Below are 20,402 nucleotides of genomic sequence, written 5' to 3' on the forward strand. Positions count from 1 at the left end.
GCAAATTTAGAATAAATAATACATTAAAAATTTTCTTCCTCATCATCGTCATAAGTTTTGGCGATTTTTTCAATGTTCAGACTTCTTGCCATCGCATCAAAAATGCCTTTGTAAACACCTTGTTGCTCATAAATTTCCTCGTGCGAACCTGATTCAACGACTTTTCCGAGTTCCATCGCATAAATCCGGTCGGAGTCGATGATTTGCGAAATACTGTGCGAAATAATCACAACCGTCCGGTTTTTCTTGATAGCATCCAGACTGTTTTTGATTTGCTCCGTCGCAATGGCATCGAGGCTTGCCGTGGGTTCATCCAAAAAGATAATCGGTGGATTTTTTAGGAACATCCGCGCAATTGCAATTCGTTGTTGTTGTCCGCCCGAAAGTAAAAGCGCATTACTTTCAAATTTCTGAGGTAAATCCATTACCTGATCAAAAATATAGGCCTGTTTGGCAGCTTCGTGAACTTCCTCAGTCGTTGCATTCGGATTTCCGTATCGGATGTTTTCTTCAATCGTTCCGCTGAAAATATGGTTTTTTTGAAGCACCAATCCGATGTTATTTCGCAGAAACTGCGTATCATAATCCTTCAGAGGAATGCCATCCAAAAGAATTTCCCCCGAACTGGGCTCGTAAAATTTATCGAGGAGATTGACAATCGTACTTTTTCCCGCACCGCTCAGACCCACCAAAGCCGTGATTTTATTGGGAAGAATTTCCATATTCACGTTGTAAAGTGCTTGAGTTCCGTTCGGATAAACGAAATCCACATTTTTTAGTTCGAATTTTCCGATCAATTTTTCCGGTTTATAAGTTCCTGAATTCTCGGTTTCCTCATCCGCATTTAGAATATCGAAGAAACTTTCGGAATAAATCATCGCATCGTTCATTTCATCAAAAATCCGGTGCAGTTGCCCGATGGGCGCAGTTACGTTGTTGAATAATAAAATGTGAAACATAATCATCCCGATGCTCATTTGTCCGTCCAAAACCAAATAAGCAGTCAAGATAATGATGATCACCACACCGATTTGTTCGATGAATGTTTTGGCACCGTTGAACAAAAATCCGGTTTTTTGAGTTTTTAGCTGATTTTCCGTCAGATCGTATTGGATTTGATTTTGTTTGTCGGACTCGATTTTTTCCCGATTAAATGATTTAATGACTGTAATCGACTGAATGATATTGACAATTCCCTGGCTTTTGCTTTCGCGGAAGTTCCGCATATTTCTTCGCCATCCGCTAAGTGTTCGCGCTTGTTTGATGGTGATGAAAATATAAACCGGAACGATCATCAGCCCGACAAATCCCACCCAAAAATTAGCGTTGAACATTAAAATCAATGCGATAAATGAGTTCGCAAAAAGCGGTAAAATATTGATGAAAAAATTCTGAACCAATCTTGTCAAACTTTCAATCCCGCGGTCAATACGGGTTTGAAGCTTTCCAGACTCATTATCATTCGCTGTATAAAAAGCCATCCGATAGGTCAGGATTTTGTCCACAATGGCTTGTGCCAAATCGCGCGAAACATAAATCCTGAGTTTTTCGCCGTAAAATTTTTGTCCAAATGTGATGATGACGTTCAGGATTTCTTTTCCCAATAAAATCAGTGTAATCGTCACCAAAATATTCATTCCGGCTTTCAAACCTTGACCGTTTTCGACCAATCGGTTTACTTCATCGACGGTATATTGAAGCGTCAAAGCGTTTACCTGAGCGGTAAAGGAGCCAATCAAGGTTAAAAACAATGCGCCGAAAACAAGCCATCGATAAGGCTTGACATAGGGCCAAAGGTTTTTGAAAAGTTGGAAAATCGTCATAGGGTTTCAAATGTAATCAAAGTTTTGAAAAACCTTCAAAAACGCCCAGTCCAAAAAGTGCGAAATCGTATTTGACGGGATCATCAGGATCGAATTTTTTGAGGTTTAAATGCAGTTCAGAAGCGGCTTTCCAATCATTTTGCTTTCGAGTTAAAAGCCCTAATTTTCTTGCGACATTTCCCGAATGAACATCGAGCGGACAAACCAATTGCGAACTTGAAATGCTTTTCCAAATCCCGAAATCAACTCCTTGATTATCATCGCGAACCATCCAGCGGAGATACATATTCAACCGTTTCGCAGCGGAGTTGTTGGCCGGACTTGAAAGGTGTTTTTCGGAACGTTTCTGATGCGGAATTTCCAGAAATTTTTGCCGGAAATTCTCAATGGCATGAAAACTATCGGTATCGGTTTTTTTAAATTGAAAGGCAGACTCCAATCCGCCGTGGTTTTCATAAAGATTTCGAAGTGATTTCATATAAAAATCCAAATCAATGGAATTTAAAGTCCGGTGTTTGAAGGTTTCGATTTTTGGGAAATTTCCTTCGGAATAACTCATTACAAAATCATACGGCGAATTGCCCATCCGATCCATCAAATCATTTAATTTATTGATGATCATTTTACGGTTTCCCCAAGCCATAGTCGCGGCAAGAAAACCGGAGATTTCGATATCTTCCTTTGACTGAAAACGATGCGGAATTTGAATGGGATCCGTTTCAATAAAGTCTAATCGATTGTATAAAATCACTTTTTCGTCTAAAAAATCCTTTAATTCTTCCAATTTCATTCTTTCAATTTTTCTGCATGAAATCCTTCTTTTAAGCTTTCGCTACGCATTTGCGGCCGGATTTTATACCATTTCTTAAAATATTCAACCATTCGGCGGTTTACTGTTGGCAAATCACCATCGCCCGTAATCCAGAAAAACTCTTCCTGCCCGATGGGAGAATTGTATTTTAAATTTCCTTCTTCTATTAATTCATACTCAAAATTATGCAGTGAGTTTTTTGCAGGTTTGATGATGTTTTCAATCCGATAAGCTTCGAGTTTATCGGGCATAAATTCGCTGTTTTTTAGATTTGAAACATTGAAGGAAAAAATCAGCGGAACGACCACAATTAAACTGAAAAAGGCAAAAACCGGAATGACTTTTTTAGGAGAATGTAAAAGTAATTTTGCCAAAATATACAAACTCATCCCAATGATCAACGGCATAAAAAAACGATATTGTGGCGAGGTGAAATACAAAAGTCCGAATTGAACCAAGGCATAAATATATAGCCAGAAAAGGGTTTTGTTTTTTCGGATATAAAGCGGGAAAATCAATAAAAGGACGATGATGAGTTTGTTGAAAATACTTCGCAATCCCGGTTCCAGCAACCAGTTTTTGAAAAGCTGAAAGAAGTTTTCCTGGTTGATTTCTGAAAGCTGATTGGGAATAATTTCATATTCGGGTCGTTCTTCAAAGAACAATCGAAGCATTTCAGGAGCGGCTTTCCAATCCGGATTTAGAAAGGAACTTAAAATTTCCGTCGGATAAAAAAGATAACCCGAAATGATGTAGTTTTTGAGCAGAAATCCGCTCAAGGTTATCAAAGAAATTCCGAAGGCATATTTCCATTCGGATTTGAAAAGTTGATGCCGGATGATTAAAACCAAAGGTAAAATCAATAAAGGAACGACCGTGATTTTGGTTAGAATTAAGAGCAAAGTCAGAATGAAAAGCATTTTGAAATCGCCTTGATATTCCACATAATTTCGATAAAATAGATAAAAAATGAGCTGTGAAATCAGGAAGACCGGCAAATCGGGCGAAGGCGCGCTCAGGAATTGAAACAAAAATAAATTTCCCACAGGAATTAAGCCTAAAAACAAATCCATCGTAATTCTGGTTTGGAAAAATCGGTTGAGGTGATAGAGCGAAAACCCGGTAAAAATCAACATCAGAAATCCGTTCACATCATTCAAAGAATTAGAAACGAAGCCAAAATTAAATCCGCTTTGCAAAAGATGCCAGCCCGACATCTGCCCGAAGAAAATATGAAGATTGGTCAAACCTTTAATTAGTCCGAATTCGTTTAACCATTTGAGCGTCTGAATGTAGTAAGTTTCGTTATCAACAATGAAAGGTTGGGTTGCGCTTTGCATTAATATCAAAATCGTCAGCAGAATGCCGAGAATTTGAATGGGTTTTTTCCAGGTTTTCCAATCAGAAATGGCCGATTTAATTTGTTGGGAAAGGATTTTTTTGTGAAAAATTATTCCGAAGGATGCCAAAATAAAATTAAATCCATAAAAAAACTCATTGATAGGAAAGCCGATTGCATAGAAATGAATGAGGATCATTTCGGCAAAAATTCCGAGCAAAAGTGTATAGAAAAGTCTGGTTTTTGTGCGCAAAATTGAATTCAAAATCGCGCCCATTCCCAGGCAAATCAGGAAAATATAAATCCAGTTAAGGAGTATATAAAGCATAATTTAAATTACATCTCAAAACGGCCATCGCTCATTACGAGCTTTCGGTCGGCCATGTTGGCGAGTTCTTCGTTGTGCGTCACAATTACAAAAGTCTGACCGAACTCGTCGCGCAAACGGAAAAAAAGTTGGTGTAGTTCTTCGGCGTTTTTGGAGTCGAGATTTCCGGAAGGTTCGTCTGCAAAAATTACCGCAGGCTGATTGATAAGTGCACGCGCCACTGCCACACGTTGTTGTTCGCCGCCGGAAAGCTGCGAAGGTTTATGTTCGAGGCGATTTCCAAGTCCGAGAAATTCCAACAGTTCTTTGGCTTTGGCCTGAACCGCACTGCTTTTTGAATTACCGATGTATCCCGGAATGCAGACGTTTTCGATGGCCGAAAATTCAGGTAAAAGTTGGTGAAACTGGAAAATAAATCCAATGTTTTCATTTCGGAAACGCGAAAGTTTTGCATCCGACATTTTGGTAATGTCTTCTTTTTTGATGAGGATTTGGGTGTAATATTTTTCCGGTTCAGAACTTTTTTCCAAACTACTCAAAATCTGAAGCAATGTCGTTTTTCCTGCTCCCGATGCGCCAACAATTGAAACTATTTCCCCCATGCTTACATCGAGAGAAACGCCTTTTAATACTTCAAGACTACCAAAATTTTTGTGAATGTTCTTTGCCGAAATCATGGAGCTAAAATAAGCTTAATAATTAGAAAAATAAAATGGGATTGAATTGAAATAATATAATACAAACCTAACCTTTCAGTAAGGTTCAGTTTAAATCTGTGTGGTTATTTTGCAGAAACACTTCATGAAAAGAAAGGTAGATTTAATCATTCTTTCCGATGTTCATCTGGGAACTTATGGCTGCCGAGCCAAAGAATTGCTTCAATATTTGAATTCGGTTCAACCCAAAATGCTTATTCTAAACGGTGATATCATCGATATCTGGCAGTTTAAGAAATCTTATTTTCCGAAAAAGCATTTGAGCATTCTGAAGAAATTCATCGATTTTGCGGTCAAAGGAACTGAGCTAATTTATATAACAGGAAATCATGATGAAATGCTGAGGAAATTTAGTGATTTACGACTTGGCAAAATCAAATTAACCAATAAAGAAATCCTTCAGCTCGATGGGAAACATGCCTGGATTTTCCACGGTGATGTTTTTGATGCTTCGGTTCAGCATTCCAAATGGATAGCGCGTTTGGGCGGAGTCGGATATGATTTGCTGATACGTTTGAACAATGTTATCAACTGGTGTTTGATGAAAATGGGGCGTGAGAAATATTCCCTTTCGAAAAAAATTAAAAACAGTGTAAAAAAAGCGGTGAAATACATTTCGGATTTTGAAAATACAGCTTCGGAATTGGCAATTGAAAAAGGATTTGATTATGTGATTTGTGGGCATATTCATCAGCCGCAAATGCGAAAAATCAAGAATAAAAAAGGCGAGTGTATGTATATGAATTCGGGTGATTGGATTGAAAATCTGACGGCTTTGGAATATCACAATGGAAATTGGACAATTTTTTCTTACGAAGAAAACAAAGAGAAACTCGCTTTGAGAAAGGAAGAAGAGACGGCGGATATGACGCTCGAAGAATTAATTTCATCGGTTACGAGTTTGAATTGAGTTTTAGGTAAGAAATTTGTGTAGTTAATTAGAAATCAGAGTTTTTGCTCTCAAAATTAATGCGATGAAAATTTTATATGCACTTCAGTGTACCGGAAACGGACATATTGCCCGCGCACAGGAATTGATACCAGAATTGAAAAAATATGCAGAAGTAGATTTGCTGACAAGCGGTCATCAATCCCAAATCGAATTGCCGCAGGAACCGAAATTTCGTTTTGATGGGATTTCGCTTTTGTACGACGCTAGAGGCGGATTATCTTATTGGAAAACGGCGGTTCAGAACAATTTTTTCCGAGCCATCAAGGACGTAAAAAAAGTGCCTTTGGAGGAGTATGATTTGGTGATAAACGATTTTGAGCCGATTTCAGCCTGGGCAGCAAAACTGAAGAATTATCAGAATATATTAGGGATCAGCCACCAAGCTTCGATGCTTTTTCCCGAAACGCCCAAACCTGAACGAAAGGATTTTCTAGGTGAAATGGTTTTGAAACATTATGCACCAACGAAAGAGAACTTTGGATTTCATTTTGAGTCCTATCATCCGAGGATTTTTAGACCGATTGTCCGACAAGCAGTCCGAAATCTCAAACCCCAAAACGAAGGTTTTTACATGACGTATTTGCCGAGTTTTTCGGATGAATATTTAATCGAGAGATTAAATGAAACCCACGTCGATTGGCGGGTTTTTTCCAAATCAGCAAAAGAAATTTATGTGAAAGGAAATGTTTTGGTTTATCCGATTGATCAGACTGAATTTTTACGTTCTTTAGGGAAATCGGAAGGCGTACTTTGCAACGCCGGATTTGAATTGCCGGCAGAAGCTTTGTTTCTGAATAAAAAACTTTTCGTCATTCCCATTAAAAAACAATACGAACAAGAGTGCAATGCGACGGCTTTGCAGAATTTAGGAGTGGATAGTTGTTCGGAATTGAATTTACGGAAAATCCAGGAATGGGTGGATGCCGAGCATTATGTAAAAGTTGATTATCCAGATCAGTTGGTGGCAATTATCAAAAGGATTTTGGAGTTTGTTAATTCTTCTGAAGGAGAAATTATTGAGGAAATCAGACAATATAATCCGGTAAGAGCTTAATACAACCCAGCTTCACTAACGAAATAAATCGTGGGAATATGAATTGTCAGCCCAAATTTAATTCCATCAAAAGAGGTGTATTTGTGATCGGAAAACTGGAAGGAATATCCAATATTTGCTTCCAGAATTCCCGCCAGCGCAATCCCGATTTCGGGCGTGACATTCCAAGGCGAAACATTTACACGAGCCAAATAAAACGTACTGTTGACATATTCGCGGTAAGGATCAATCCGGTTTTTAACTTTTTTGGCGTTGAACTGATAGCCGATTCCGAGTTCGGGTACCACCACGAATTTATCACTGAAATAAGCCATATTAGCGGTTGCACTCAGGTCGATTAGATTTCCATTTGGCTGGGTCAAATAAACTTCCGGTCCTAATTTGAAATAATTTCCGTTGAGATTTGTATAACCTACATTGATCAACAAATGACTCATCAAACCTCCTTTTTCCTGTGCCTGCCCAAACCCGATCAGGAATAAAAACAGAATTCCGAATAATTTTTTCATCGAATCAAAGATATAAAAAACGGCACAACCTTTTGAGTTGTGCCGAACCTAAAACTATGAAAACATAAACCGGTTTAGTCCATGGTAAATCCTCGCGTATAGATTCTTCCATACGGATCCACATAGCTGACAGAAACTCTGCCTTTATGGTTTTTAAGGATTTTTTCAATATCGTTCTGGCTACTAACTTCTTTATCATTTACTTTCAGTATGATGAATCCTTCACCGATTCCTATACCTTTCAGTTTTCCGGTTTGCTCCATATTTTTCACCATCACACCGTGGTCGATACCGAAGCTAACTTTTTGTCGGTCTGTCAGAGGTTCAAATTCTGCTCCGAGTTTTTCGCTCACTGTCAGGTCGGCCAAAGATCTGGTAGAAGCATTTCCTTTTTGGTCACGAAGTGTAACGGTATATTCTCTTTCTTTTCCATCACGCAAAACTTTTAAAGTCACTTTATCTCCAGGATATTTACTTCCTACTGCAAAGGTCAGTTTGCTGAAACTTGTTACTTTTTTTCCGTCAATTTCCGTAATGATATCGCCTTTCCTCAATCCGGCATCCTGCGCACCACCGTTGTCGGTCACGCTCTGAACCAAAATCCCTTGTTGGCTTTTCAGTTCGGTTTTATTTTCACGGTTGTATTGTCTTACCAAATACTCATCGTTCAAGTCCATTCCCTGAACGCCCAGATATCCGCGTTGCACCAATCCATATTTCTTGATGTCTTCTACTACTTTTTTAACCAAATTGGACGGAACGGCAAATCCATATCCCGAATAAGAACCTGTTGGCGAAGAAATTGCTGTATTAATTCCGACTAAATCTCCGTTTGGATTAACCAAAGCGCCTCCACTATTTCCTGGATTAATTGCAGCATCGGTCTGAATAAAAGATTCAATCGGACTTGTTGCATTTCTTCTCAGAATATCAATACTTCTTCCTTTTGCCGAAACAATTCCTGCAGTCACAGTTGAATTCAGACCAAACGGATTTCCGACTGCCAGAACCCAATCTCCTACGTTAATGGCATCTGAATCAACAAATTTGATAAACGGAAGTCCTTGTTCTTCAATTTTCAGAAGGGCAATATCAGTATTCGGATCCGTTCCGATTAAGTCGGCCACATAAGATTTTTGATTGTTCAAAACAACTTCAATTTTGTCTGAACCTTTGATGACGTGATTATTCGTTACGACATATCCGTCTTCAGAAATAATTACACCCGATCCTTGTCCGGTTGGCAAATCGGGATCTCTTTGCTGTTGTGGAAATCCGAAGAAGAATTCAAAAGGATCATTGTAACGCTGGTTTTGTTTTTGATTAGAGAAATTATTGATACTCACTACCGCATTGACTGTCTTTTGGGAAGCTTCCACAAAATCAGGTGCCATCATTGAGTAATTTCCTTTGTAATCCACAAACGAAAAAGCACCGTTATCGCGATCAGCGGCAGATGTCACAATGCTACCATCCGTTTCATTGCTAAAATACTTCATTCCTACTATCGAAAAAGTTGCACTAAAAAGGCCAACCATCAGATATCCAATATATTTTTTCATACGCTTAATTAAATCTTTTTTTAATTACATTTTCTTTCAAAACGATTCAAATTTCCATCTTTAAAATCGGCTCTACAAGTGGTTTAACGTGGATTTAACAAAAATTATCAATACTTTAAAGTCTATCTGTAGTTTCCTATATTTTTATCATATCCCTCAATTCTAAAATTCCTAAATTTGTTAAAAATTCAAGCATTGATAATCCATTTTTATAAATACCAGGGAGCAGGTAACGATTTTGTGATGATTGATAACAGAACAGCAAACTTTGTGCCTGAAAAATCCTTGATTGAAAAACTTTGTGACCGTCGTTTTGGCATTGGCGCAGACGGACTTATTTTATTGGAAAGCGATGAAAATTCCGATTTCAAAATGATTTACTTTAATTCGGACGGGCGTCCCAGCAGTATGTGTGGAAACGGCGGACGCTGTATTGTGCGTTTTGCAGCGGAGCTTGGAATTATTGAAAATAAAACCAATTTTCAGGCAGTTGATGGCGAACACGAAGCTATTATTGAAAATGAAATCATTCACCTGAAAATGTCCAATGTTTCATCGGTTCAAAAATTCTCAAATCATCTTTTTTTGAATACAGGTTCGCCTCATCATATAGAATTTCTAAGCGATATTTCAGATTTGGATGTGCAAAATAGAGGTCGGGAAATCCGGTATGGTGCCCCTTATTTTGAAGAAGGTTCCAATGTGAATTTCGCTGAAATCATTTCAGATAATTCGTTGAGAATAAGAACCTACGAACGTGGAGTCGAAGCCGAAACCCTTGCCTGCGGAACCGGAATTACCGCGGCGGCCATTGCAGCTTACGAATCGGAAAAAATTCTTTCAAACGAAATAAATATCGAAGCCTTGGGTGGGAAATTAAAAGTTCGTTTTCGGAAAAACGAATCGGGCGGATATGAAGATGTATGGCTGAGTGGCCCGGCTGAATTCGTTTTTGAAGGAAGAATCGATGTGGAATAAATATTGTTAAGGAAGCGTTTGAAATGAGATATAATTTGAAATTTATCACCCGAATTTTTGTGATTTTGGTATCCGGACTTTTCATTGTCGGATGTACGTTTTTTGACGGGATGAAAAGCAATGTGAAAGAAAACGGTTTTCTCTATGTCAGAACCGGCGCAGATTTCCGGGAAGTTCTGGATTCTTTACAAGGTAAACTTGAGAGTCCTGAAAGTTTTGCAAATTATGCAGAAACCAAAGATTTTCCAGAAAAAATCAAAGCCGGAAAATTTAAACTCATTCAGGGTGAAACCAATAAAGAATTGTTGAATCGTCTGATTTCGGGAACTCAGGAAGAGGTCAGTCTGATGATTCGCAATGAACCGACTATTTTTCATCTGGCAGGTTCGGTTTCGAAAAAAATTGAAGCCGATTCAACACAAATCGTGGAAGCTATCATCAGTTGGGCAAAAGAAAAAGATCCGAATCTCAACGCCGAAACTGTGAAGATGTATTTTGTTCCGAATACTTATAATTATTTCTGGCCGACGAACGGAGAGAAATTCGTGGAAAAAATGATGAATGAATTCGAAAAAGTCTGGACTGAGGAGCGACAGCAAAAAGCCGAAGCGATGAATTTCACGCCTTTACAGGTTTTTACATTAGCCTCAATTGTTCAATTGGAAGCTTCAAAAGTCGATGAGCAACCCAAAGTCGCTCAGGCTTATCTGAACCGTCTTGCCAAAGATATGCGTCTGGAAGCGGACCCAACTTCGATTTATGCTTACAAACTTCAAAATGGCTTCAATCACACGATTCAGCGAGTTCGTCACGGACATCTCGCTACGCCTTCTGAATACAACACTTACCGTGTTAAAGGATTGCCACCTGCACCGATCTGCCTTCCCAATCTGACGGCCGTTGACGCAGTTTTAAATCCGGAAGAGCATAGTTTTATATACTTCTGCGCGGATCCAGACCGACCCGGTTATCATAGTTTTACAAGCAATTATGAAGAACATAAACGCAATGCGGAAAAATACCGTAAGTGGCTGAATGAAAAAGGAATTCAGTAAATTATAAAATATTTACCAGAATCGGGTCAGACAAATAAGTCGTTCCGACTTCTGCATAATAAATTCCCAAAGCAGCTTTGTATATTCCTTTTTCGGATGTATTTTGAAATTCGATTTCAAGTTCTTTTTCTTCATCGGGCTGAAGTTCGAATTCTTCCGTCAAAATTTCGGTCGAATAAAGAATTTCATATTGTAAGTTTTGGTAATAATTTACATTGAGCTTTAACTCCGAATTTCCGCCGATTTTTATTGGTCGTTTATGACCGTTTCGGATGTTGATTTTAAGTTGAATTCGTTCATTTGGCTTTGCCGAAATTTCTTCCAAAGTTTCAATTTTAATTAAATCATAAGTTTGATAATTGGAAATTTCTTTCAGGTAATAATCCCGGTTTTTATAGCCGACAAAGGAATTTTCTGCTTTGACCCAAGGCGAAATATAAGTGATGTTTTTACCGTGAAAATCTTCTTCCCAATCCCACAAACTGTATTGACTATGTCGATTTCCAAGTGTGCGATGAACCGCCACATTTTTTTCAGGATTGAAGAATTTATAAACCGAAGCTTCTTGATATTTTTCAAAAACCGCATTTTCTGCCTCAAAACTTCCTGCATTTTTTCCAAACTTTTCGTTTTTGTACAAAGGCGAAATTCCCGGCACAGCAATAAGAATTCGCAAAATAAAAACCAAAACTAAGCCAGCAAATCCCAAGTTGAAAACCCATTTTAGGTTTTTATCATGATAATGCCTATACATCAGTAAAGCCATCGAAAGAAAGCTGATGAGCAACCATTGTGGCTGAACATTGTCTTTGAAAATCGATAGGAAAAAGAAAATTCCGGGAAAAACAGCCAGTGCACAAATGCTCTTCCAAAACGGCTGATCTGACCGAAATCGAAAAACCGAATTAAAAATAAAATAACTCAAAAAGGGTGCTGCGCCCAGAAAGTAAATGCCCAGATAATTGAAAAACTTACGGAATTCGAAGTTCTCATCGGAACTTCTTTCCAGAAAATGATAGTGAACCGGAACAAAATCGTTTTGAATCAACCAGAAAATATGCGGAGAATACAAAACCAAACTTCCCAAAACCGACAGATAGAACTTCGGATTTTTCCATAATAATTTCCAAAGAGGTAATAAGGTAAAGAGAATGACCAAAATTCCGTGGTATTTGCTGTACATCAGTCCGGCAAAGGAAATCCCCAATAAAACGGTACTGAAAACCGAAGTTTTTTCTAAAAATTTCTTGAGCGAATAAAAATAAAAAATCGTGAAGAAAAGCAAGGGAGCATCGGGTGTTGCCAGAAACCCGAAAACGTTGAAAACCAAAACAGAACCCCAAATCAGAACAAATAATCGGAATTCTTGCTTTGTTTTGGGTAATAGAATTTTCCATAAAAAATAAAGACTGAAACCATTGAGTAAAACCGTCAAAAGTCGTACGCCCAATTCGTTTTGAAATAAATGATATCCGGTCGAAATCCACCACGCAATCATAGGCGGATGGTCAAAATAACCCCAGTCCAAATTCTGTGACCAAACCCAATAATAAGCTTCATCTTCCGAAATCGGTGTGAAAAAAGCCTGAAAAAGGTTGATCAGAATATAAATACCAATAAGTGAAAAAATGCGTTTCTCGGGCACAATCAATGATTAAATCAAAGCAAATTTAATCAACGCTTTGGATTTATAATTTTAAATTTGGAATCATTATGACCTTTAATTCAAAAGAAAGTAAACTTTTAATCGTTTTGTCCGGCTTTTTTGTCGCCAACACCGTTTTGTCAGAATTCATTGGCGTGAAGATTTTTTCGGTTGAGAAAACATTGGGAATCGAACCTTTTTCCATCAGTCTTTTAGGCGAAGAAGGTTTGTCATTTAATATGTCGGCTGGTTCCATTACCTGGCCTTTGGTTTTCATCATGACCGACATCATCAACGAATATTTCGGTAAAAAGCAAGTGAAATTCCTGTCCTATATGACCGCGATTCTGGTTCTTTTTCTTTTTTTGATGACTTGGATTTCAATTCAGGTCGCACCGGCAGATTTTTGGGTTCTTGATACGGTTGAGGGACAGGAAGTGAATATGCATCTGGCTTTCAACAAGATTTTCGGTCAGGGAATGTGGATAATTTTTGGTTCGATTATCGCATTTCTTTTAGGACAAATTCTGGATGTTTCAATTTTTCACAAAATCAAAAAACTAACAGGCGAAAAAGCACTTTGGCTCAGGGCGACTGGTTCCACCATAGTTTCCCAACTTATTGATTCATTTGTTGTAGCTTTTATTGCTTTTTATCTGAATCCCGAATATGACTGGAGCTGGCAAACGGTGCTGGCGATTTGTCTGGTCGGATATATTTATAAATTTACGGTTGCGGTTTTAGTAACGCCTTTGCTGTATTTGATTCACAAAATTGTTGACAGCTATCTGGGAAAAGATTTATCCCAAAAGCTATTGAAGGAAGCCCAGTCTTAATTAAGAATTATTTCTTAGAATCGGATTCATGTTTCTTAAAATTTTAGTTAAGTAAATTTATAAAAATTCAAGATTTATATTCCATTTCTTTTGTGTGCAAAATTTTTATACGCATGATAAGAATTCTGACCGATTGATTCTTCCATTTCCGGTTTCTTTTTGAACCAGTTTTTCATACGGTTGTAGTCCAGATAATAACTGATTCGGATGGAGAAGCTATTGAGTTGAGGTTGGGAGAACATATAATCGAAATTATCACGAAAACTAAGATTTGAAACATTTTCGTAGCCTTCAATTGCGTTTCTGTAAAGCAAACTCAATTGACTTCCTGGTGCAAACCACCAACTGAAGCGCAAATCGATGTTCCAACTATTATAGGTCGCATTGTGATTTTCATTGTATGAATTTGTAGAAGTTAGTGTCCCGTCGTTTTCCAAAGTGAAGAATTTATCATAAGTCACATCGGTATAATAATGTCGGAAGGCGAGGTTCAGTGCCATTTTTTCGTTGAAAATATATTGAGACTCAAGTGAAGTTACCACTGTATTTCGATCGCGTTCACCAAAATAAATATTGGTTCCGTCATAGGAAACGAATCCTTGCTCTTTGTCGGAAAGCGTGGCTTCGGTAAACAAATAAAGTTTCCATTTGTCCGATACACGAAATCTCGGTGAGAAATTCAGGATTAATCTACCACGTCCTTCTTGATCGTATTTGTACCAGTCAATAGTTGTATCCAGCGCCAGTCGTTTTCTGTAATCGGTAGAAATCCAAATCCAAGGATTATAATAAGCCGGGACTTTTACGTGCCTTGCTTCCAGTCGTGGCTCGTAAATATCGTTCCATTCAAACGGAATAAACTCATATCCGCCTCCAAAGGTGAAATACTTCTTGGTGGTAAAACTCGAATTAAAATTAAACACAAAATTATTGTACAAATCCGGCTCAAGTCTTCGGTTATAATTCAGATTGAAATTCAGATTTATATTGTTAAACACATCGGTCGGTTGTAAAATACGATAGCCATAATAGCCATAATAATTAATGTAATTCGTCTGTCCGGTATAACCTAAATCATTTATGTCATAATCTTTGGTCCGAAAGAAAACACTTGCCTGATAACGGTGTTTCCCACTAATTTTGGCCGCTGCAAGACTACCTTCCATTCCAAATTTTGTTTCAATATTTTTTACCCAACTCGCCTCGGCATCACCCCAATAATTCCAGGTGTTTTTCTTGTTTGTCAAGTCAAAATATAGTCCCGAAACATTGGCATCCCGATAATGTCCTTCGCGCAAAGTATTTGTATTGACAAAGGAAACCGAATTATTTTGCCCGAAACGCTGATCCAAAACAACGACATTGTAATTCGTCAAAGGCTCCACAATTTCTTTACGGGATATGCCTGTTTCGATATTTCGAATTTTGGCATAAGTTTTTTCAGTAATGGCATTAAAAATTCCGATTCCCAAATTTTTGGAAGTTCTTCCCGAAACTTTTAGAGCATTGATTAAATCCACTCTTGCCGGATATTCTGTGATTTCTTCTGATTCTAAAACATTCGGATATAGACTTGGATTTCCACCGACTCTGCGCGAATAAAACAGGTTTCCTTTGCTGAATAATTCGGTTCCTTCAGTGAAAAAAGGACGTTGTTCGGCATATTGAGTTTCAAAAGCTGTCAAATTTAAAACCGAAGGGTCAAATTTTGTCTGACCGAAATCAGGAACCAAAACCATATCGAGTGTAAACGCATCGTTGATACCATATTTGAGATCCATTCCGCCATTAAAAACAAATTCAGATTGGCCATCATAATTATTGACATATCCGGAGAGATATGGCTGAAAAGAAAGGCGCGTGGGTGAATCAATATTTTGGATACCGTGAATCTCACCGTCATAAATTGAAAAAGCACCTTTTGAATTGTCGACAAAATTCCAGCTGTACCTTGTGCGCGTTCTTCTGAATTCCCTTTCCATTTGTAAACCCCAAACCTGGACATCCTTTTCTGAAAATCGTACTTCTGAATAAGGAATAAACATTTCGGCGACCCAACTGTCGTCATTGATTTTAACCGCACTGTACCAGACACCGTTCCAGGTAGAATCTTCACTTCCGTTTGTCATTTTGGCGTCGTACTGAACGCCTGCGGCCGTGACGATGAATTGCAAACTTTGCTGGTGATCATTATATCCGTTAAGAAGAATGAAGAAAAAATCATCGTTTCCGATGCCGTCGCGTTCGGTAAGTTCTTTCAGAATTTTTTCCGGTTCCGGATCGTACATAGTCGCTCCAAAATAAATTCCAAGATCGTTGTAAACGATTTTAACTTCGGTTCGCAGGCTGTCGGGGATTGGTTTTCCATTGTTAGGTTGTCGCTCTACGAAATCCGTGGCGATTGGCGCATTCTGCCATGCAGGGTCATCTAGAATTCCGTCTATTTTCAGGCTTTCCGTAATTTTTGGAATGTGAATTTTCTTTCTGGAAATGCTGTCAGTTTCTTGTGCCCACAAACCTAAACTCATGAAAAAGTTTAAAAAAACGATTGAAATTCTGATGATGAATGACATAAAATGATTTTAACCAATAGACGAAATCATTTTTAGTTTGTTACAGATAAATGAGAAAAATATTTGATAAATCAAATATTTATTTAACATTCAATTAATCTTAATGGGCTAATTCTCTGGAAATTATATTAAAAAAACATTAAATAATTTTTTATTTTCCAAAATTTCTGTTAATTTTGGTAGAACCTAAAAACACAAACTATGATGCAAGAACCCGACTCCGGATTATCTTTATTTATTCAGATTGATCTTTTAATTGGATTGATTCTTTTTCTTTACGCCATCTTCAGACTAAATGCCAAAGTAGAAGAAAATTAATTTATAAAGAATCATCTTTCAGAAAGTAATGCTTTATCAGAGATGCAGTTTTTTATCAACTGTAATCTTATTGATTTTTTGTATGTGGAATTCACCTAAATCTTGAGTTCATACCAGACATTGATTTTCAATATTTCATTCCGAGTATTTCTACTGACCAAAATCAACCTCATTAAATAGTTAAAATCCAATAGAATTCTTACTTTTGCCTGACCAAATTTTATTATAATGAATCTTCACGAATATCAGGGAAAAGAAATCTTAAGTAAATACGGCGTTAAAGTCCAGAGAGGAATTATAGCCACAACAGCTGACGAAGCCGTTGATGCAGCCAAAAAATTAACAGAACAAACCGGTACGGGATGGCATGTGGTAAAAGCACAGGTTCACGCTGGAGGTCGCGGAAAAGGCGGCGGAGTTAAACTGGCAAAAAATTTGGACGAGGTGAAACAAAAAGCTTCCGAAATCATCGGGATGCAATTGATTACACCTCAGACTTCTGCAGAAGGAAAAACTGTTCATCAAGTTTTGATTGCTGAAGATGTTTACTATCCGGGCGAAGCTGAAACAGAAGAATTTTATGTTTCAGTTCTTTTGAACCGTGCGACCGGTAAAAATATGATCATGTATTCTACCGAAGGTGGAATGGATATCGAAGAAGTAGCTGAACATACGCCGGAAAAAATTTTTACAGAAGAAATTGATCCTGCAGTAGGATTACAAGGTTTTCAGGCACGTAAAATTGCTTTCAATTTAGGTTTAAGCGGAGCTGCTTTCAAAGATTTCGTAAAATTTATCGACGCTTTGTACAAGGCTTTCGTAGGTAGCGATGCTTCTATGTTTGAAATCAATCCGGTTTTAAAAACATCTGACAATCAGATTATGGCGGTTGACGCAAAAGTTACTTTGGATGGAAACTCATTGTTCCGTCATCCGGATCTGGCCGCATTGCGTGATACCAGAGAAGAAGATGCCACTGAAGTAGAAGCAGATGCAGCCGGACTGAACTTCGTAAAACTTGACGGAAACGTAGGTTGTATGGTGAACGGAGCTGGTCTTGCGATGGCGACTATGGACATCATCAAACTTTCCGGTGGAAATCCTGCCAACTTCCTTGATGTGGGGGGAACGGCCGATGCTGAACGCGTTGAAAAAGCGTTCCGAATCATTTTGATGGATGAAAATGTAAAAGCAATTCTGGTAAACATTTTCGGAGGAATCGTTCGTTGTGACCGTGTAGCACAAGGAATTTTGGATGCGTACAAAAATATGGGCGATGCCATCCAGGTGCCGATTATCGTTCGTTTACAAGGAACCAATGCCGAAATCGCCAAACAAATGATTGACGATTCAGGATTGAAAGTTCTTTCTGCCATCACATTACAGGAAGCAGCTGACCGCGTAAAAGAAGTGGTTGCTTAAATTTTGTATAAATTATAATTGTATGTAGTTGAATGTACAATTAAAAGCATAGAAAAGAGGATTCAGATTTGAATCCTTTTTTTATTGGAAAACTTTGTGCATTTTGTCAAAAAACATTCTGTAATTTGTGATCCAATAACCCGTAAATCCTATATTTTTATAAATAAAATACATTATACATTTAAAATGCAAGATCCAAAAAGTTTAACTTCAGTAGCCGAATTTCATAAAACCTTTCAGCATCCAATTTTGGATAATCCGCAGATTCCATCCGAAGCAAGATGTAAACTACGTGTTTCCCTGATTGCCGAAGAATTAAAAGAATTAGAAGAAGCAATTGAAGCAAAAGATATCGTTGAAATTGCCGATGCACTTTGTGATATCCAGTATGTACTTTCCGGCGCTATTCTCGAATTTGGCCTGAAAGATAAATTCTCAGCGCTTTTCGACGAAGTTCAGCGATCCAATATGTCGAAAGCCTGTAAAACAGTAGAGGAAGCAGCAGAAACAATGAAATATTATCTGGAAAAAGATGGAACCCAAAGTTATTACAGAGAAGTCGACGGACTTTATCTGGTTTTCAGAAAGGATGATGATAAAACTTTGAAATCAGTCGATTATTCGCCGGCTGATTTGAAATCTATTCTGGAAAAAATTTAAAAAAAAATGCCCTTGTTGACCAAGGGCAAATTTAACCAACCTCTAAACCAAATTAATTAATCAACATTATCATGTAGAAAATTGTTCGGCCTTATTTTCGTTTCATTATTACTATCTTTACTTACCACAAAATCAGAAGGGTAATTGTCTTCACGCTCGCTCAGATCCAAACCTTGTCTTTTATATGCGGGAACACTTTCCACCTCATCAAGTGATTTATTTTGAAGTGTATTTTTGAATTTATAATTAAACTGTTTAAGTCTTGCTCTTCTATCTTCAATTGCTTGAGACAAGGATTGTGAAATTGGCGAATCAAAAGGATCTTCAGGAGCGATCTCCTTTTTCACTTCTTGTTTTGCCTCAGGCTTGGTCGTTTGAGTAGCAAAAACCGGCTTCTCTGTTTCAAAAACTTTTTCTTCCTCTTCGAAATCATCATCTAATGAAAACATGATCGTTTGCGGAAAATCATCTTCTTCAGCTTTGGTTTCTGTTTCGGCAACTATTTCCAATTCCTCTTCTTCAAAAAGTAATTTTTCTTCTTCAACCTTATCTTCAGTGAATAATGGTTGCTGAACATCTGTTTTGAGATGCGGTTCAAATGAATCTTCTATTTCATTTTTGATTACAGGTTTTTCCTCTGCTTCTTCTAAAAAGAATTTTATTTCTTCTGGTTCTTCATCCTCTTTTTTTTCGACGAATTCTATAGGCATTGTTTTTTTCACATGCACCGGAAAAGGAGTGTCGGTTGAAAGTTTTTGAACAAGTGGTTGCTCTTCTTCTAATCTGTGAAACACCTTTTCTTCTTCTTTACCTGTGAAAACCTGATCTTCCATAGGGAAACCTGTTGCGACAACTGTCACACTGATTTTGTCGCCAAGCTCCAAATCTTCACCAACTCCCATGATGATGTTGGCGTTGTTACCGGCTTCTGCCTGAATATGTTCATTGATGATACCAATTTCGTCCATGGTAACTTCATTGTCACCCGAAACGATCAATAACAATACATTTTTAGCACCCGTTATTTTATTGTTATTCAACAAAGGAGAATCAAGCGCTGCATTGATGGCATCCTTTGCTTTGTTTTCTCCGCTTGCCTTACCTGTACCCATGATAGCAGTCCCGGAATCGGCAAGAACTGTGCGCGCGTCACGCAAGTCAATATTTGTAGCATAATGTTTGGAAATAACTTCTGCAATCCCTTTTGAAGCTGTTGTCAACACCTCATCTGCCTTAGCAAAGCTTGCTTTGTATCCTAAGTTTCCATATAGTTCACGTAGTTTGTCATTGTTAATGACAATTAGCGAATCGACATTTTTCTGCAACTTCTCGATACCTTTTTCTGCTTGCTCCAAGCGCATTTTTCCTTCGAAATAGAAAGGTGCGGTCACAATACCAACAGTTAATATCCCTAATTCTTTGGAAATACCGGCAATAACAGGTGCTGCTCCGGTACCCGTTCCACCACCCATTCCAGCTGTGATGAACACCATTTTTGTATTAGGATCTAAAAACTTTTTAATGTCTTCCATGCTTTCCAGCGCGGCCTGTTCCCCTACTTCAGGGTTGGCCCCCGCACCAAGACCTTCCGTTGTGGACTGTCCAAGCTGAATTCGGTTAGGGACCGGACTATTGTTCAGGGCCTGAGCGTCTGTATTGCAAACTACAAAATCTACTCCTTCTATACCCTGCTGATACATATAATTAACTGCGTTGCTTCCACCACCACCTACTCCAATCACCTTAATGGATGATGAACGGTGCTTTGGTAAGTCAAACATAAAATCTACGCTACTCATATCGTTATTTTTTTGGTTCTAT

Annotated in this window: 16 protein-coding genes; 7 read left to right on the forward strand and 9 right to left on the reverse strand. The window is 38.1% G+C overall.

The window, feature by feature from the left end; translation table 11 throughout:
• Positions 1 to 23: 23 nt before the first annotated feature.
• The 4 genes from WBF63_RS01420 to WBF63_RS01435 are packed head-to-tail and all read right to left on the reverse strand — an operon-like array spanning position 24 to position 4,978.
• Complete coding sequence (locus tag WBF63_RS01420) at positions 24 to 1,823, reverse strand: ABC transporter ATP-binding protein (RefSeq protein WP_424367897.1); 1,800 nt, start codon at positions 1,821 to 1,823, stop codon at positions 24 to 26.
• A 16-nt stretch (positions 1,824 to 1,839) separates the two neighbouring features.
• Positions 1,840 to 2,613, reverse strand: coding sequence for a TIGR02757 family protein (locus WBF63_RS01425; RefSeq protein WP_424367898.1), 774 nt, complete (start codon positions 2,611 to 2,613; stop codon positions 1,840 to 1,842).
• Positions 2,610 to 4,301: an LIC_10190 family membrane protein gene (locus WBF63_RS01430; protein WP_424367899.1), complete on the reverse strand. Its 1,692-nt coding sequence runs from the start codon at positions 4,299 to 4,301 to the stop codon at positions 2,610 to 2,612. The genes WBF63_RS01425 and WBF63_RS01430 overlap by 4 nt, the downstream gene beginning before the upstream one ends.
• Before the next feature lie 8 nt (positions 4,302 to 4,309).
• Positions 4,310 to 4,978 (reverse strand): ABC transporter ATP-binding protein, encoded by a 669-nt coding sequence (locus WBF63_RS01435; RefSeq protein WP_424367900.1) that lies wholly within the window; start codon positions 4,976 to 4,978, stop codon positions 4,310 to 4,312.
• A 124-nt stretch (positions 4,979 to 5,102) separates the two neighbouring features.
• Between WBF63_RS01435 and WBF63_RS01440 the strand changes: the two genes are divergently transcribed.
• Positions 5,103 to 5,927: a UDP-2,3-diacylglucosamine diphosphatase gene (locus WBF63_RS01440; RefSeq protein ID WP_424367901.1), complete on the forward strand. Its 825-nt coding sequence runs from the start codon at positions 5,103 to 5,105 to the stop codon at positions 5,925 to 5,927.
• 64 nt (positions 5,928 to 5,991) lie between these two features.
• The gene (locus WBF63_RS01445; protein WP_424367902.1) at positions 5,992 to 7,023 is read left to right on the forward strand and encodes a glycosyltransferase family protein; all 1,032 of its coding nucleotides are present in this window, start codon (positions 5,992 to 5,994) and stop codon (positions 7,021 to 7,023) included.
• Here WBF63_RS01445 and WBF63_RS01450 read toward each other — a convergent pair.
• Positions 7,020 to 7,532 (reverse strand): hypothetical protein, encoded by a 513-nt coding sequence (locus WBF63_RS01450; RefSeq protein ID WP_424367903.1) that lies wholly within the window; start codon positions 7,530 to 7,532, stop codon positions 7,020 to 7,022. The two genes, WBF63_RS01445 and WBF63_RS01450, sit on opposite strands and share 4 nt — an antisense overlap.
• A gap of 74 nt (positions 7,533 to 7,606) precedes the next feature.
• Positions 7,607 to 9,094 (reverse strand): S1C family serine protease, encoded by a 1,488-nt coding sequence (locus WBF63_RS01455; protein WP_424367904.1) that lies wholly within the window; start codon positions 9,092 to 9,094, stop codon positions 7,607 to 7,609.
• A 195-nt stretch (positions 9,095 to 9,289) separates the two neighbouring features.
• Between WBF63_RS01455 and dapF the strand changes: the two genes are divergently transcribed.
• Entirely contained in the window at positions 9,290 to 10,072 is a 783-nt protein-coding gene (gene dapF, locus WBF63_RS01460) for a diaminopimelate epimerase (protein WP_424367905.1), read from the forward strand.
• Positions 10,073 to 10,095: 23 nt separating this feature from the next.
• Positions 10,096 to 11,127: an endolytic transglycosylase MltG gene (gene mltG, locus WBF63_RS01465; RefSeq protein WP_424367906.1), complete on the forward strand. Its 1,032-nt coding sequence runs from the start codon at positions 10,096 to 10,098 to the stop codon at positions 11,125 to 11,127.
• 1 nt (position 11,128) lies between these two features.
• Here mltG and WBF63_RS01470 read toward each other — a convergent pair whose 3' ends face one another.
• Positions 11,129 to 12,772, reverse strand: a complete 1,644-nt coding sequence (locus tag WBF63_RS01470) for an ArnT family glycosyltransferase (RefSeq protein WP_424367907.1) — start codon at positions 12,770 to 12,772, stop codon at positions 11,129 to 11,131.
• Between the two features lie 68 nt (positions 12,773 to 12,840).
• On the opposite strand from WBF63_RS01470, the gene WBF63_RS01475 reads away from it, so the two are divergent.
• Positions 12,841 to 13,608, forward strand: coding sequence for a queuosine precursor transporter (locus tag WBF63_RS01475; protein ID WP_424367908.1), 768 nt, complete (start codon positions 12,841 to 12,843; stop codon positions 13,606 to 13,608).
• A 74-nt stretch (positions 13,609 to 13,682) separates the two neighbouring features.
• Here WBF63_RS01475 and WBF63_RS01480 read toward each other — a convergent pair whose 3' ends face one another.
• Positions 13,683 to 16,181 (reverse strand): DUF5916 domain-containing protein, encoded by a 2,499-nt coding sequence (locus WBF63_RS01480; protein ID WP_424367909.1) that lies wholly within the window; start codon positions 16,179 to 16,181, stop codon positions 13,683 to 13,685.
• A gap of 546 nt (positions 16,182 to 16,727) precedes the next feature.
• Here WBF63_RS01480 and sucC point away from each other — a divergent pair.
• Both sucC and WBF63_RS01490 read left to right on the forward strand, forming a co-directional pair.
• Positions 16,728 to 17,921, forward strand: coding sequence for an ADP-forming succinate--CoA ligase subunit beta (gene sucC / locus WBF63_RS01485; RefSeq protein ID WP_424367910.1), 1,194 nt, complete (start codon positions 16,728 to 16,730; stop codon positions 17,919 to 17,921).
• 186 nt (positions 17,922 to 18,107) lie between these two features.
• Positions 18,108 to 18,581, forward strand: a complete 474-nt coding sequence (locus WBF63_RS01490; protein WP_424367911.1) for a hypothetical protein — start codon at positions 18,108 to 18,110, stop codon at positions 18,579 to 18,581.
• Between the two features lie 56 nt (positions 18,582 to 18,637).
• On the opposite strand, the gene ftsZ is transcribed toward WBF63_RS01490, so the two are convergent.
• Positions 18,638 to 20,380 (reverse strand): cell division protein FtsZ, encoded by a 1,743-nt coding sequence (gene ftsZ, locus WBF63_RS01495; protein ID WP_424367912.1) that lies wholly within the window; start codon positions 20,378 to 20,380, stop codon positions 18,638 to 18,640.
• Positions 20,381 to 20,402: the final 22 nt, after the last annotated feature.

Source organism: Moheibacter sp. (assembly GCF_049672845.1).
In the GTDB taxonomy this organism is placed as follows: domain Bacteria; phylum Bacteroidota; class Bacteroidia; order Flavobacteriales; family Weeksellaceae; genus Moheibacter.